Origin of the sequence: Pseudomonas jilinensis (genome assembly GCF_003586265.1) — a bacterium.
GTDB lineage: Bacteria > Pseudomonadota > Gammaproteobacteria > Pseudomonadales > Pseudomonadaceae > Halopseudomonas > Halopseudomonas phragmitis.
In genome coordinates this window covers 70805-84230 of record NZ_QJSA01000004.1, presented here as the reverse complement: position 1 = coordinate 84230, position 13426 = coordinate 70805, and the positions used below count along the sequence as shown (strand labels likewise).

At 59.7% G+C, this 13426-nt stretch carries 26 protein-coding genes and 1 other RNA gene; 25 read left to right on the top strand and 2 right to left on the bottom strand.

Annotation, left to right across the window (positions count from 1 at the left end; translation table 11 throughout):
• Positions 1-2: 2 nt before the first annotated feature.
• Genes C2846_RS05490 through C2846_RS05480 form a run of 3 tightly spaced genes read left to right on the top strand, consistent with a single transcriptional unit; the run spans position 3 to position 870 of the window.
• A complete protein-coding gene (locus tag C2846_RS05490; protein WP_119700911.1) occupies positions 3-440 on the top strand; it encodes a hypothetical protein in 438 nt (145 codons plus the stop codon).
• Positions 437-679, top strand: a complete 243-nt coding sequence (locus C2846_RS05485) for a hypothetical protein (RefSeq protein WP_119700910.1) — start codon at positions 437-439, stop codon at positions 677-679. The genes C2846_RS05490 and C2846_RS05485 overlap by 4 nt, the downstream gene beginning before the upstream one ends.
• Complete coding sequence (locus tag C2846_RS05480; RefSeq protein WP_119700909.1) at positions 676-870, top strand: hypothetical protein; 195 nt, start codon at positions 676-678, stop codon at positions 868-870. The genes C2846_RS05485 and C2846_RS05480 overlap by 4 nt, the downstream gene beginning before the upstream one ends.
• 11 nt (positions 871-881) lie before the next feature.
• Here C2846_RS05480 and C2846_RS05475 read toward each other — a convergent pair whose 3' ends face one another.
• The gene (locus tag C2846_RS05475) at positions 882-1154 is read right to left on the bottom strand and encodes a hypothetical protein (protein ID WP_131038204.1); all 273 of its coding nucleotides are present in this window, start codon (positions 1152-1154) and stop codon (positions 882-884) included.
• A gap of 13 nt (positions 1155-1167) precedes the next feature.
• On the opposite strand from C2846_RS05475, the gene C2846_RS05470 reads away from it, so the two are divergent.
• The 21 genes from C2846_RS05470 to C2846_RS05375 all read left to right on the top strand — a co-directional run bounded on the left by C2846_RS05470 (position 1168) and on the right by C2846_RS05375 (position 11238).
• Positions 1168-1518, top strand: a complete 351-nt coding sequence (locus C2846_RS05470) for a hypothetical protein (RefSeq protein WP_165443774.1) — start codon at positions 1168-1170, stop codon at positions 1516-1518.
• Positions 1511-3739 (top strand): DNA-binding protein, encoded by a 2229-nt coding sequence (locus tag C2846_RS05465; protein WP_205890112.1) that lies wholly within the window; start codon positions 1511-1513, stop codon positions 3737-3739. The genes C2846_RS05470 and C2846_RS05465 overlap by 8 nt, the downstream gene beginning before the upstream one ends.
• Positions 3736-3969: a hypothetical protein gene (locus tag C2846_RS05460; RefSeq protein ID WP_119700906.1), complete on the top strand. Its 234-nt coding sequence runs from the start codon at positions 3736-3738 to the stop codon at positions 3967-3969. The genes C2846_RS05465 and C2846_RS05460 overlap by 4 nt, the downstream gene beginning before the upstream one ends.
• On the top strand, positions 3962-4705 hold the full coding sequence (locus C2846_RS05455; protein WP_119700905.1) for an AAA family ATPase: 744 nt from the start codon (positions 3962-3964) through the stop codon (positions 4703-4705). Before C2846_RS05460 ends, C2846_RS05455 begins: the two co-directional genes overlap by 8 nt.
• Complete coding sequence (locus tag C2846_RS05450; protein ID WP_119700904.1) at positions 4705-5325, top strand: hypothetical protein; 621 nt, start codon at positions 4705-4707, stop codon at positions 5323-5325. The genes C2846_RS05455 and C2846_RS05450 overlap by 1 nt, the downstream gene beginning before the upstream one ends.
• Positions 5322-5666: a hypothetical protein gene (locus C2846_RS05445; protein ID WP_119700903.1), complete on the top strand. Its 345-nt coding sequence runs from the start codon at positions 5322-5324 to the stop codon at positions 5664-5666. The genes C2846_RS05450 and C2846_RS05445 overlap by 4 nt, the downstream gene beginning before the upstream one ends.
• Positions 5653-5802 (top strand): hypothetical protein, encoded by a 150-nt coding sequence (locus C2846_RS18620; protein WP_165443773.1) that lies wholly within the window; start codon positions 5653-5655, stop codon positions 5800-5802. The genes C2846_RS05445 and C2846_RS18620 overlap by 14 nt, the downstream gene beginning before the upstream one ends.
• A gap of 19 nt (positions 5803-5821) precedes the next feature.
• Positions 5822-6433 carry a DUF3164 family protein gene (locus tag C2846_RS05440; RefSeq protein ID WP_420849016.1) on the top strand — a complete coding sequence of 204 codons (612 nt, stop codon included), beginning with the start codon at positions 5822-5824 and terminating at the stop codon, positions 6431-6433.
• 3 nt (positions 6434-6436) lie between these two features.
• Positions 6437-6724, top strand: coding sequence for a hypothetical protein (locus C2846_RS05435; protein WP_119700901.1), 288 nt, complete (start codon positions 6437-6439; stop codon positions 6722-6724).
• An 11-nt stretch (positions 6725-6735) separates the two neighbouring features.
• Entirely contained in the window at positions 6736-6948 is a 213-nt protein-coding gene (locus C2846_RS05430) for a hypothetical protein (RefSeq protein WP_119700900.1), read from the top strand.
• Positions 6949-6952: 4 nt separating this feature from the next.
• Positions 6953-7023, top strand: an RNA gene (locus C2846_RS05425) — hammerhead ribozyme type II.
• 21 nt (positions 7024-7044) lie between these two features.
• Positions 7045-7443: a gp16 family protein gene (locus C2846_RS05420; RefSeq protein ID WP_119700899.1), complete on the top strand. Its 399-nt coding sequence runs from the start codon at positions 7045-7047 to the stop codon at positions 7441-7443.
• The gene (locus tag C2846_RS05415; protein ID WP_119700898.1) at positions 7443-7874 is read left to right on the top strand and encodes a Mor transcription activator family protein; all 432 of its coding nucleotides are present in this window, start codon (positions 7443-7445) and stop codon (positions 7872-7874) included. The genes C2846_RS05420 and C2846_RS05415 overlap by 1 nt, the downstream gene beginning before the upstream one ends.
• A gap of 124 nt (positions 7875-7998) precedes the next feature.
• On the top strand, positions 7999-8199 hold the full coding sequence (locus C2846_RS05410; RefSeq protein WP_119700897.1) for a hypothetical protein: 201 nt from the start codon (positions 7999-8001) through the stop codon (positions 8197-8199).
• A 50-nt stretch (positions 8200-8249) separates the two neighbouring features.
• Positions 8250-8696: a hypothetical protein gene (locus C2846_RS05405; protein WP_119700896.1), complete on the top strand. Its 447-nt coding sequence runs from the start codon at positions 8250-8252 to the stop codon at positions 8694-8696.
• A gap of 57 nt (positions 8697-8753) precedes the next feature.
• On the top strand, positions 8754-9080 hold the full coding sequence (locus tag C2846_RS05400; protein WP_119700895.1) for a hypothetical protein: 327 nt from the start codon (positions 8754-8756) through the stop codon (positions 9078-9080).
• On the top strand, positions 9073-9492 hold the full coding sequence (locus C2846_RS05395; protein ID WP_119700894.1) for a hypothetical protein: 420 nt from the start codon (positions 9073-9075) through the stop codon (positions 9490-9492). Before C2846_RS05400 ends, C2846_RS05395 begins: the two co-directional genes overlap by 8 nt.
• Before the next feature lie 3 nt (positions 9493-9495).
• Complete coding sequence (locus C2846_RS05390; protein ID WP_119700893.1) at positions 9496-9915, top strand: structural protein; 420 nt, start codon at positions 9496-9498, stop codon at positions 9913-9915.
• A gap of 112 nt (positions 9916-10027) precedes the next feature.
• Entirely contained in the window at positions 10028-10429 is a 402-nt protein-coding gene (locus C2846_RS05385; RefSeq protein WP_119700892.1) for a hypothetical protein, read from the top strand.
• Positions 10430-10545: 116 nt separating this feature from the next.
• The gene (locus C2846_RS05380; RefSeq protein WP_119700891.1) at positions 10546-10728 is read left to right on the top strand and encodes a hypothetical protein; all 183 of its coding nucleotides are present in this window, start codon (positions 10546-10548) and stop codon (positions 10726-10728) included.
• Positions 10729-10737: 9 nt separating this feature from the next.
• Entirely contained in the window at positions 10738-11238 is a 501-nt protein-coding gene (locus C2846_RS05375; RefSeq protein ID WP_119700890.1) for a DUF1804 family protein, read from the top strand.
• A 1-nt stretch (position 11239) separates the two neighbouring features.
• On the opposite strand, the gene C2846_RS05370 is transcribed toward C2846_RS05375, so the two are convergent.
• Positions 11240-11743, bottom strand: a complete 504-nt coding sequence (locus C2846_RS05370) for a hypothetical protein (protein WP_119700889.1) — start codon at positions 11741-11743, stop codon at positions 11240-11242.
• A gap of 29 nt (positions 11744-11772) precedes the next feature.
• On the opposite strand from C2846_RS05370, the gene terL reads away from it, so the two are divergent.
• A complete protein-coding gene (terL, locus tag C2846_RS05365; protein ID WP_119700888.1) occupies positions 11773-13419 on the top strand; it encodes a phage terminase large subunit in 1647 nt (548 codons plus the stop codon).
• Positions 13420-13426: the final 7 nt, after the last annotated feature.

Below are 13426 nucleotides of genomic sequence, written 5' to 3'. Positions count from 1 at the left end.
ACATGCGTCACGGAAAAGACATGCGGACCCTGGACCTCTTCGAGGTGCCGCAACCCATCACCAGCCTGCCGGGTAACGGAAATTACGGCACCCAGGTCAGCGAGCTGGTGAGTGAAATCCTGAAGGGCTCCGAGCTGGACCGCTACGAAATTGCGGCACGTATGTCGCGCCTGTCTGGTGACGAGGTCAGCAAGCACATGCTGGACGCCTGGTCATCCCCTGCACGTTGTGACCACAACCTGCCGTACTACCGCGCGCCGCTGCTTGAGGAAGTGTGTGCCAGTCATGCGCTGACTGACTGGCTGGTGTGTCAGCGTGGCGGGCGCGTGGCCTATGGGCGCGATGCGCTGAATGCTGAGCTGGGACGGCTGGAGCGGATGCGTGACGAGGCCGCCCGAAAAGCCCGAGAGCTGAAGCGACTGATGGGAGGTGAGTCATGAAACCGTCAGCACTGAAATCCGGTGACTGGTTGGCGATCCGCTGTGGCCTCGGTCAGGGCGAATACCGTGCCCAATTCATTGAACGCATCCCGGCCAAAGGCAAGGGGTGCCCAGCCAAGAGCGTTATCCGTAACCCCGACTGGGCTGGACTGGACGGCCCAGACGATCACGGCGTGGCGACGATCAGTGATTACGACCTGGCGCGCCGTGGCCGGTTGCTAGAGGGAGGTGTGGCATGAACGCGTTGCTTAATGATCTGCGCAATGCGACTGAGTTCTACCGTTGTGTAGAGGCTAGCCGCCGGGCTGGCGAGAGCGTCAGTGAGACCGGGACACAGCGCGATGCGGATGACTGGCTGCGCTGGGCTGCTCTGGCGTTGGGTGATGAGCTGCGTCGCCAGCACGATGCTGGCGAGGATGGTGCGGCATGAATTACGTGCGATCACTGAGCGTTGGGCTTTGCTTGTTTGCCCTTGCTCAGCTTTTTAAGGAAATCCGCTGTGACCTTGAAGTGGGCAATTTGCAGTTCAAGTTTTTCAAGGTCGATATCGGTGAACTCAGCCAGGAAGGCATCAGGCTCCCGGTTGTAGCTGTGGGCCAGGTTTTCAGACGGAGGCCTGCCGGCAAGCTCAGCACTCAACTGCGCGTAGTAGCGCTCCAGCTCTTCCTGGTACTTGCGCACAACGTCCTTTCTATAGATAGCCATCACGCTCACTCCGAGGTGCTTTATGTCTGATCAGACTATGCCACAAGATGCGGCGATTCGCATTCAGCTGTTAAGGGCCGAGCTGGGGTCAAGGTTCGCCAGGCTGCGCAGCGCCTTTCTGACACTGGAATCCGGTGACGACCTGGCAGAGGTGCGTTTTGATCTGGCCTTGGCTGACGTACTGGCGCTGATTGACCTGGTACGCAGGGACAAGCAGTTACATGAGGATGCTCGTCGATATCGCTACTTACGGGGCAACGGTGAGGAGATCCATGCAGTAACGGCCCTTGATTACGTTCCAATATTTGGGGCTGAGCTGGATGAGGCTATTGATGACGCGTTGAGCCAGTTTGAAGGTGATCGCGATGCGTAATTGGTACACCGCTAAGGAGTTGGCGGGGCTGCCGGGGATGCCGGGGACTGAGCGCGGCGTTAAAAAAGCTGCTAGTCGTGAGGGATGGGAGGGACAACTACGGTTTGGTACTAGCCGGGCAATCGAATACCCAATTGCGGTACTGCCCACCGAAACCCGCAATGCCCTGCTCAAGGCTGCTGCTGAGAAGGTTGCCAAGCAGCAGCCGACTCCGGTACGGCAGAACAAGACAGCTCTGCGCACGGTAAATGCTGAGGGCGAGTTAACGCACCGGCAAACCCTGACCCGTGACGCCCGCCTGCTGGTGGTCAACATGCTCAAGCGCATGATGCACGACGGCCTGAGCCAGCGGGGAGCCTGTAGCCAGATGCTGGCTTGGGCGGCCGATGGCGAACTGCATGAAAGCGTGATCGCGGCGCTGGCCCTGGGCAACAACAAATCTGGCATTGAATGGGCGATTCGCCTGAATGCACAGGGGTTGCCCGAGGCCGAGGCTTTGCCAGGTCAGGATGTTCAGGCAGCGGTTGGTCGGCTGTCTGTGCGGACGCTGGAACGCTGGGTTGAGTCCGAGGCCAAGGGCGGCATGGCCGCGTTGGCACCGGGCAAGCGGGCCAAGGATATGAGCGTGAAGCCGTGGGTGCCCTACCTGCTGGCTGAAATGCAGCGCCCGCAAAAGCCCAACCTGTCTGACGCTTGGCGACGGATGTGCCTGTCACTGCCCGAGAGTATTGAAGCACCGAGCTACTACGCCGTGCAGCGCTGGTACAGCAAGAAGTACTCCAGCCTGGACAAGCAGCGTGGACGCAACCAAGGCAGCGCGCTGAACCCGCACAAGTACCACCGCACCCGGACAGCCGAGGGCATGGTGCCGATGCAGGAGATCCACTCGGACGGCTGGGGCACCCACTTCACCGCGCCGCACCCGGTATCCGGCAAGTTCGTCAAGCTGGAGGTGTGGCATACGCATGACGTGGCTACGCGCTATGTATTCCGGCCGAGCGTGGGCCTGTCTGAGTCGATGCTGGTGATTCTAGGCAGCCTGTATAACGCGGTGGCCGAAGGCGGTGTACCTGCGGTGTGGCAAACCGATAACACCGGCAGCGTCAAGAATGACCGGGTCAAGTTTGACCCTGCCACCTCCATTCAGGCGCGAGCCGGCATCACGATCGTGCACAACCTGCCGGGCAACAGCCAGGCCAACGGCATCTGCGAAAACTTCAACAAATACCTGGACCGGCGCAGCAAGGAGCTGGCCACGTATATGGGCAAGGCGATGGATAGCCTTGCCCAGAAGCGAGTACTGCGCCTGACCCAGAAGCTGATCAAGGCCGAGACTCTGAGCGAACGCCAGCAACTGAAGACTGAGGCTGAGCGCGCTGGTGCTGGGCGCCTGGTGCAGTCATTCGAGGAGGCCCAGGCACTGATCGAGCAATGGTGTGATGAGTACAACCACACGCCGCATAGCTCCCTGCCCAAGGTCGTTGACCCGCACACAGGCAAACGCCGCCATCAAACCCCCGCCGAGGCCTGGGCCGAGCATGTGGCCAAGGGTTGGCAGCCGGTGGCTGTTGATGGTGAAGCACTGCGCGATCTGTTCAGGCCGCATGAGGTCAAGGTGGTGCGCCGGGCCAAGGTGACGCTGTATACCCAGACCTACCACAACGCGGAGCTGGAGCACTGGAACGGTGAGCAGGTGCAGGTGGCCTATGACATCCACGACGGTGAGCGGGTGTGGGTCAAGGCGCTGGACGGCCGCTTGATCTGTGTCGCCAGCCTGGACAGCGTGCGCGGTTACCGGGCGCGCAGCGTGTATGAAATGGCTGGCGAAAAACGGGCTGATGCAGCCATTGCCCGCCATGAGGCGCACATTGCCGAAATAGACCGGCAGCGCCCTGCACATGTCATTACTCATGAAGCGCCGCTGACGCTGGCCGGGCTGGGCGATATCACCCCTGAGCGGTTGGATGCACAGCTTGACCGGGGGCTGCTGATTGACGTCACGCCGCAGCCACAGCCCGAGCCGCAACCTGAAGCCGAACTACCCCAGAACAAGTGGAACGCTCCGGAGCAGCCCGGCGAGCGCTGGCCGCTGTGGCTGGAGGTTGATGAGAAGAAACGGGCCGGCATTGCCATCGACAACCCGGCCTTGCTGCGCTGGCACTCCACCTACCAGCAGAGCAAGGAGTTTCGGGCCTTTGCCACTCGGGAGGGACGCTTATGAGCGCTGAGGTCGTGATGTTTGAAAGCCCGGCTCTGCGCCGCTACCGGGCCTGGTTTCTGGAGGAATACGCCATCCGTGAGGGGGACTTCTGGGTGGATCAGATCGATATGGCCAGGCACCTGGCCTATCAGCAAACCGCCGAGTTTCAACGGTTGAATGCGCTGCATATCGCCAGCGGTTACTCGGTAGATGACGCCATTAGGATCAACAAGGAAAAACAGCATGCGTGAAATTAACCCCACTGTTAACAGCCCCGGCTTGGCCCAGATCGCCAACCTGGGCCTGTGCGATATCGCCCTGGAACGGGCGCTGTCACGTACTGCCAGCCTGCCGGGGATGGTGTGTTTTTACGGCCCCAGCGGTTACGGCAAATCCATGTCTGCCGCCTGGGTGGCCAATGCTCGCCGGGCTTACTACGTGCAGGCCCGCAGCGTGTGGAGCAAAAAGCACACCCTCAAGGCGATATTGGCCGAAATGGGGATTCGTGCTGCAGGCACGATCCCAGAAATGGCTGATCAGGTGGCCGAGGAACTGGCCGCCAGTGGTCGTCCGCTGATCATTGATGAGATGGACCACCTGGTTGACCGGGGAGCGGTTGAACTGGTGCGCGATATCTATGAGGCCAGCCAGGCCGCGATTCTACTGATCGGTGAGGAAATGCTGCCGACCAAGCTGAAAAAGTATGAGCGCGTCCATGGTCGGGTGCTGTCATGGGTGCCGGCCCAGCCGGTCAGCCTGGAGGATGCCCGGCGCTTGGCCCCGATCTACTGCCCCAAGGTGCAACTGGCCGACGACCTGCTGGGACACCTGGTTAACTTGGCGCATGGCTCAGTACGGCGGGTAGCGGTGAACCTGGAGCTGGTGGCAGAGACGGCCCTGACCATGGGGCTGGATCTGGTTGACCGTGCAGCCTGGGGCAAGCGCGAGCTGTATACCGGCGAGGCTCCAAAGCGGAGGGTTGGCTAATGGCGAAGGTTGGACGCAAGCCGATTCACCTGGAACAGCGCGGCGGCAAAGGCAACCGCCAGCGCATCTGGGAAGCGATCCGCACCAAACGCGAGGGGCTGACCTGCTACGACTTGGCCCGTAAATCCAGTGTCGACGACGAGACCGTGCGCAGCTACCTGCAATCGTTGCTCAACGGTGGCTATCTGGCTTATGAGGACGGCAGCCCGGCAGGCAGCCCCAGCGACTACACCACCAAAACTCTGAAACTGATTCAGGACTGTGGCAGCGAAGCCCCAGCGCTGTGCCGGGACGGGCGGCCCAATACCCAGGGTATGGGTAATGAGGCCATGTGGCGCACGTTGCGCATCATTGGTGAGTGCAGCGCCCAGGAACTGGCCGCCTATGCCAGCGCCTCTACCCCGGTGGCCGTGGAAACAGCCAAGCGCTACCTGAAGTGGCTGAACCGGGCGGGCTATGTGCTGGCTGTGCGTAAGCCTGGTAGCCGGGCCTATCGCTACAAGCTGGCCCCCGGTCGGTACACCGGGCCGCGCCCGCCGATGATCCAGCGAACCCGACAGGTTTATGACCCCAACCTGGCCAAGGTGGTATGGGCCGAGGCTCCGGAGGATCAGCTATGAGCGCCTGGATCGATCTACTGAAAGGCGAAGTGGACGCCACCAGCATTACCGCTACGGCCACTCGGCTGGGGGTATCACGCACCGCTGTCAGTTTGGTGCTAAGTGACAAATATCCCGCAAAAACAGACCGCATGGCCAAGCGCGTCGTTGAGGTACTGGGCGCGGTCATTTGTCCGGTACTGGGCGAGTCGATCACGCCTGAGCGCTGCCATGGCTATCGCTCGATGAGGGCGCCAACCCACAACCCTATCGCGATGCGGCACTGGCGGGCCTGCCAGCGCTGCCCGAACAACCCTACAGCACAAACAGACAAGCCGGAGAACAGCAATGCAGACCGCTAAAACCCCGCTGCAGATCCGCCCGAAAGGCCGGATGTGGCACATCTTCCAGGGCGAACGGGTGGTGGGTTTTGCCCGTGACTATCAGTTTGCCAAGCACCGCGCTGCCGAGCTTGAGCGCGTTCAAACCCTTCACTGAACAGGAGTCAATCATGGAAATGAATACGATACCAACCGGTTACCGCCAGGACGCGCAAGGCCGCCTGGTGCACGAAAGCATGATCAAGCCGATCGACCTGGAGCGGGACCGGTTAGTCCGCCATTGGGTTGACCGGGCCAGCGAACTCAGTAGCGAACTGGCTGACTTCAAGGTCGCCGCTTTTGGGGACATTGAGGCGTTCGTTGACCTTTCCGCTGAGCAGTACGGCGCCAAGCTGGGCGGCAAGAAAGGCAACCTGAGCCTGCTGACCTTTGATGGTCGGTACAAGATTGTACGCGCCATCAATGAAAGCGTGGCGTTTGATGAGCGCCTGCAAGCGGCGCGGGCATTGATTGACGAGTGCCTGCGTGACTGGACGCAGGATGCCAGGCCAGAGGTGGTCACGCTGGTCAATGACGCCTTCCGCACGGATACCAAGGGTGAGATTCGCACCGCCAGGGTGCTGGCTCTGCGCCGCCTGGAAATTGCCGATGAGCGTTGGCAAAAGGCGATGCAGGCCATCGGTGACGCCTGCCAGGTGGTGGGTAGCAAGAGCTACATCCGGGTGTATGAGCGCATTGGTGATAGCGACCAATGGCGGCAAATCAGCCTTGATATTGCCGGGGTGTGAGAGATGGCAAATAAGAGCTGGTTGGTATGCCGTATCAACGGCGTGTTGGAGCTGGTTGATGAACAGCCAGGGAATGGTCACTTCATGCTGGCGGTGGGTGAGCGCGATGCTCTGACGCGGGCGGTACACAACAGCGCCGCCCCGTTCATTGAAAAGGGCCTTGGCCCTGGTATGCGGGTGCCAGGCACCCAGAGCGATGCCGAGGAGCGGGCGAACCTTAGCCAGATTGCCCAATACATTCAAACGCTGCGGGTTTACGACAGCCCCAGCTTCCGCGCACTGGGCGCTTGAGGGAGAAAGCTATGTCTGAATACACCATCACTGTGAAGGATGCCGAGAACGGGATCTCCGTAAACCTGGCCGGGCCGGCTGACGAGAACTCGGTGGCGTATATCGTCGCGCAGGTCGTTATGCGGTTCATTCCGGAGATAGTCAAGAAAGCAGCAGTTCGGGCGACGTGCCAATGCGACAAGTGCAAGGCTGCCCGCGAAGACTCGCCACAAACGCTCCATTGACCCAGTGCGAAACCGCCCGGCCAAGCCGGAGCGGTCTGCCCAGCGTGGTGGCTGGGTACTGATGAGCAGCCAGTTGATAAAAGTGAGGTGTCACGCATGAGTTGGTTGGCCAAGATCCATATTGCCAAGAGCCAACTGGGCCTGGATGACGAAAGCTATCGCGCTCTGCTGGCCCGAGTTGCTGGGGTGCGGTCAGCCAAAGACCTCAATCCACGCCAGGCTGGGAAGGTGCTGGCTGAGTTTCAGCGCCTTGGTTGGACACCGCGCCCAGGCACCCGCCAAGGCCGCGCCAAACCTCGCGCCGCCAAAAGTCGGCAGGCGGTTATGGGCAAGGTTGAGGCGCTGCTGGCCGAGGCAAAGCGGCCCTGGGCATATGCCGATAGCATGGCGATGCATATGTTTCAGGTCGAGCGTGTCGAGTGGCTGGATGACAGCCAGCTCCAGAGACTGATGCAGGCGCTGATTATTGATGCCCGGCGCCACGGGAGGCTGTGATGGATCTGAGCCAGGTCAAGGAGCTGCTGCCGCGTAATGTGCGTGATATGGCCGCCCGTATTGGCTTGCCGGCTACCCTGATGGTGGTCGACAAGCTCGGGGGGACAACCTGGCGTATTGCCGAAGGGCGTAACCCAGAGGGCGAAGCCAAGCGGGCCGCACTGGCCGAGCTGGTCGGCAGCGAGATCGAGGAGCAGTTGCACCGGGAGTATGCCGGTGAGGAGATTTACCTGGCACGCTGCCATGCTGCGGTGCTGCGCTGGCGCAACCTGGAGATACATGCTCGGTTTGAACAGGGTGTGCGCGAGGGTCGAACGGCGCGGGATCTGGTGGCCGAACTGGCCAGGGAGTACCGGCTATCTGACCGTTGGGTGTGGGAAATCGTTAACCAGCACTTGCCGGCGCTGGATCAGGGTACGCTGTTTCACTAACGGCCTCTATCACGGCCGCCGAGAAACCCAAATGTGGCGCGTGCGGAAATTACATCGAGTTGGCTTGGGTTAAAAAAAATCTTGTATAGGATGGGTGTCGCCATCAAAAAACAGAGGATTTTTTATGCTGACACCTGAAGCCAACCGCCGCCTAGAGCGCCTGGATACCATAGGGATCTGCTGGGAGGCGGTGACAGGCTTGATGATTCCTGGCCGGGATCTACACTGCGTTGATCGCGACAAACTGGCCACCCTGTTCACCTTCATCGCTGATGAGTACAACCGGGCCAGACAGGACTTTACGGAGGCGATGAAAACCCGTTAAATCAAAAGGCCCGCGCGATGCGGGCCTTTTAGTCGATGGGGAGAATAGTCATGGATGCACAGGAAACGCTGCAAACAGCCAAGCAATTCCTTGAAAACGAATCACTAGAACAAGCTTTTTCCGCCTACACCAGGCTGCTATCCAGTCACGCGCCATCTCACAAGCTCCAAGGACTAATGGGGCAACAGAGCGTATTGGATGCTGACTATAATCCCTATTCCGCACTGGGTACGGTTGCAAGCGTTGTGCTTTGCCTGGGGATCTTGGGCGCTGTAGTTATGGGCTTTTGGGGGGTTAGTCTTTTGGATACGCGAGGCGGCAGTTGGGCCCTTGCTTGGCCGGTCCTTACCCAAGGTGCATATGCGCTTTTCGCTGGTATTTTGGGGTATCTCGTGCTGAGTTATGCATCAAACGGGCTCAAGCATTTATTGGAGTTACGTATCGCTGCACGTGTTTCAACACTCCTAGCACTGCGTGACCTGCAAAAACAAGCCTGACCGACCGCTGAACCCCTTCCCGTAACCCCCTGACCATGCCGCCAGCACACTGGCGGCATGGACAATCAAAGCACCTATTCAAGCCCGCGCAGTATCGCCGCCAGCATCCTGGCTCAGCCAGATGTTGAGCGTCAGCGTGAGCTGTTCCGCCAATGCCCCGAGCATCTGCGCGCCCTGGTGCGTGAGCATGTCCGCAGTAGTCAGGCGTTGGCTGAGGCCAAGCGCAAGCCGAAGCCGCAGTCAACCCAGACCAGTCCGATCACACCGCCCCAATACACGCCCGTTCCGCGCCTTTCTGATCTGCCGCGCTCTGCGCCGGAGGTAGCCCGTGGACACCTGCAATCATTGCGCTCCGCGCTCGCACAAGGACGTTCACATGCCTGATCCAACTTCATCGGCCGCAGCCAGCGGCGCGGTACTCAAATACTTCGGCCTGCATATCAGCGCGGGGGCTCTGGCGGCTGCCATGGGGTTTCTAGTGCTGTGGCCACGTTCCATGCAAGAGGGCTTTGCCCGACTGTTCTGCACCATTGTGGCCAGCAGTGTGTTCGGCCCGATGTTGGTGGTGCATATGCATTCGAGCCGGCCCGAGCTGTTTTTATCCGCTGAGGCAGTGGCTCACCTGTACGGGCTGGAACCCGCCTTTGGCCTGTTGTTCGTGGCGACTCCCTTGCTGGTGATTGCGGGTTTGCCGGCCTGGTGGCTGATTGGCGCCGTGCTGCGCTTCTTCGAGCGTGACGGTGAGTCATGGCTGGGCGTGGTGGCCCAGTGGTTCAAACGAAAACTGGAGAAGTGAGATATGAGCCGTCTACCCCGAGGCATCCGCAACAACAACCCCGGCAACATCGAATACAACCCGCGCAACAACTGGCGTGGGCAGCTACCCCATGACGTTAAGGTTGAGCCCCGTTTTTCACGGTTCGATACGCCTTATAACGGTATCCGGGCGCTGGCCAGGCTGCTGTTGAACTATCGCAAGCTGCATGGTTTGCGCACGGTTGAGGGGCTTATCAGTCGATGGGCTCCGAGCAATGAGAATGACACCAAGGCCTATGCCCGCGCTGTAGCAAACCGCATGGGGGTAAGCATCCAGCAGCCTCTTCATATGGACCAGAACACGCTGGAGAAGCTGGTTACTGCTGTGATTCATCACGAGAACGGCCAACAGCCCTACAGCGCCGGCTTGATCGCTGATGCTGTAAGGGAGGTGCTGGGATGAAGCCGTTACGCATTACTGCCTATGTGGTTCGGAGCTTGTTGGGCCGGCTCCTGGTCTGGTGTGGGCTGCTGCTGGCCGATGCGGGCATTTACATCCTGCCGGAGAAGAAGCCATGAAACTGCGCTTGATTGTCTCCTGGCTTGTGTTCGGTCTTGTGCTGCTGGTGGGTGCCTGGTTTGCCGGTCAGATCGCTGGTCGAGCACAGGCTGCAGCCGAGTGCGCGCACGCCAATGCCGATGTTTACCAGAGCCTGCTGGAGCAAAGTGCCGAACACCTGAAAGAGGCCAGCACCAAAAGCCAGCAGCTATTCAACCGCCTGGCCAAGCGCGCCGAGGCAGACATGAACACAACCAGGGAGTTACGCCATGTGCTTGCCGAAACGGCTGATAGTCGTGCTGATTGCCGGTTTCCTGACAGCGTCATGCAGCAGCTCAATGCAGCGCGTGCCCGTGCCGCCGAAGCCGTTACCAGCGGCCTTGGCGCAACCCTGCCAGATCCCGGTGGCGGTGGATGATGACCACCCTGACAGCTCTGCCGTTGCCTTGAAACAGCTTTATGACCAATACGGCCACTGTGCCGGCCTGCACTGGGACACGGTGCAGCATATTCAGAGCCTGGGGGATCACTGAAATGGCTGATAACAGTCGTGAGTTCGAGTTGCTGCAGCGCATTGATGGGCGCCTGGAGCGTTTTGAAAAGCGCTTTCCGCAAGTGGAACGCAAGGCCGTGCAATACGGTGCGGCCGCTGGGGCGTTGACTGGAGGACTGGTGGCCTGCGGGTTGCTGGCGGCAAGGATCAAATTGGGATTGTAAGGAACGCCGATGGCACACCCCAAGGAAACCCGTGACAACGTGCGCCGTGCCTATGTGTTCGAGCGCCAGAGCCTGGAGTTGGCTGCGGCCATGCATGGCGTTGCCTATGGCACGGTGCGGCGCTGGAAACAGCAGGCGCTGGAGGCTGGCGATGATTGGGATAAGGCTCAGTCTGCCCAGTTGCTGGCTGGCGGCGGTATTGAGGACGTAGCGCGCCAGGTGCTGTCAGGGTTGGTGGTGCAGTTTCAAGCCACTATGGAAGCCGTGCAGAAAGACCCAGATATCAAGCCCGCTACCAAGGTGCAGATGCTTGCCAGCCTGGCTGACGCTTACAACAAGACCGTGGCGGCCTCTAAACGGGTGCTGCCGGAAACCAGCGCGCTGGCCACCGCCATGGAGGTGCTGCAGAAGTTGGCGGGGTTTATTCGGGAACGCTACCCCCAGCACGCTCAGGCGTTTGCTGAGGTGCTGGAGCCGTTTGGGGAACTGTTGGCGAGGGAGTTGGGGTGAATCAGAAAAACCCCTTCCATTTGTTCCCTTCGCCGGAGGACATAGCCATAGCTGATGGATACGCCTGAAGCTGAATATCGGAGTCGCATGCGTGACACTTAAGCATTTTGAACCGACCAATATCTGCAGATGGTTGCAGGATCGATTTGATGCCCTGCTGGTAGCACTGGGCACACAGGCTATGTTCCGGTTCGGAGCCTTGCATTGCAGGCTTAACACGATACAAAAGACCACCCGCCTCAGTCTGGTGAAGCTGATAGCGCTCCTGCTCATGCGCCCAGTCTTTGAGCTTTACCAGCTCAGTTTTCAGCTTGTCTTTTTCACTCAACAGCGCCAGGTAGTCCGTTTGGGCGGCAATCAACTGCTGCAAGGCACCACCCAGCCGCTCGTTCAGCTCGGTCGTCTTAACAGCAATTTCATGATCCGTCTTGGCATTCGAAATGTCTTTGGAAAGCGTCATCAAGCTGCTGACGGCGGTGAGCGCGCCGCTGATAGCGTCCATCATGGCGAGGTTCCTTCTGATCGGGGTAACCCATGAAGGTTAACACCAAAACTTTCCTGGCTGACATAGCCGAGCTGGCTGCCAACTTTCGGCGTCAGATTGAGGCAGAGGTTGAAGGGTTTGACCCCAACCCGAAGGCCAGTCAGGCCCGACGTGAACGGGCTTGGCAGGACTATGAATACTTTGCCCGTACCTATTTCCCTCACTATGTGAAGTGCGGTAATGCGCTGCTGCATGATTACCTGTACAAGCGACTGCCCGAACTGGTGGATAACCCGGATGGGCAGCATGAAGCCATCGCCGCGCCGCGCGGCAACGCCAAGTCCACCCTGGTCAGCCAGATATTCGTGATCTGGTGTGTGGTCACCGGACGCAAGCGCTACCCGCTGATCATCATGGATGCTTTCGAGCAGGCGGCCACCATGCTTGAGGCCGTCAAGGCTGAACTGGAGTTCAACCCGCGTCTGGCCATGGACTTTCCGCAGGCTACCGGCAAGGGCCGTGTCTGGCAGGTGGGTACCGTCATTACCGCCAATGACTGCAAGATCCAGGTGTTCGGGTCTGGCAAGCGCATGCGGGGCTTGCGACACGGCCCCTACCGTCCCGACCTGGTCATTGGTGATGACCTGGAGAACGATGAGAATGTGCGCAGCCCGGAGCAGCGCGACAAACTGGAGAGCTGGCTGAAAAAGACCGTGCTGTCTCTTGGCCCAGCTGATGACAGCATGGATGTGCTGATTATTGGCACCATCCTGCATTACGATTCGGTGCTGTCACGCTTGTTGAACAACCCGTTGTGGAAGCGTCGCAAGTTCAAGGCTGTGATCGAATGGCCGGCGCGCATGGATCTCTGGGAGACCTGGGAAGAGATCCTGTTGAATGAGGGTGAAGACGAAGCCCGTGCCTACTACGATGAGCGCGCTGCTGTCATGGATGCCGGTGCGGTGATCTGTTGGCCGGATGGTCAACCGCTTTACACGTTGATGGTCAAGCGAGCCCGTGATGGCAGAACGGCTTTCGACTCCGAACAGCAGAATGACCCGGTTCAGGGTGATAACGCACCCTTTGCGGCCTGCATTACCTTCTGGGTCAACCGCCTGCAGGACTGGCTGTTTTATGGTGCCTGTGACCCGTCCCTGGGCAAACACGGGGCCAGCCGAGATCCGAGCGCCATCCTTGTTGGGGGCTTCAACCGGGAAACCGGTGTGCTTGATGTTGTCGAGGCCAGTATTCGCAAGCGCCTGCCAGATCGGATCATTGAAGACATTATCGACTTTCACAAGGCTTACCGCTGCCTGGTGTGGGGAGTGGAAGCCGTCCAGTTCCAGGAGTTTTTGCGTACCGAGCTGGTCAAGCGTTCGGCACGTGCCGGTTACCCGGTCCCGGCCAGGGCGATCACGCCACATACCGACAAGCTACTGCGTATTGAGAGCCTGCAGCCACACATGGCCAATGGGCTGATTCGTATTCACTCAAGCCAGACGACGCTTGAACAGCAGTTGCGGCACTTCCCTGCAGCTGACCATGACGACGGCCCGGATGCTCTGCATATGTTGTGGATGCTGGCCACCACGGGATTCACCTCTTTCGAATTCACTGCTGCACCACGCCGCCATGAGGCTGCAGGTGCTGCGTTCAACGACATCAAATCCGGGGGCCGCTTCTCCGGCTCGTGGTGAGGTACGA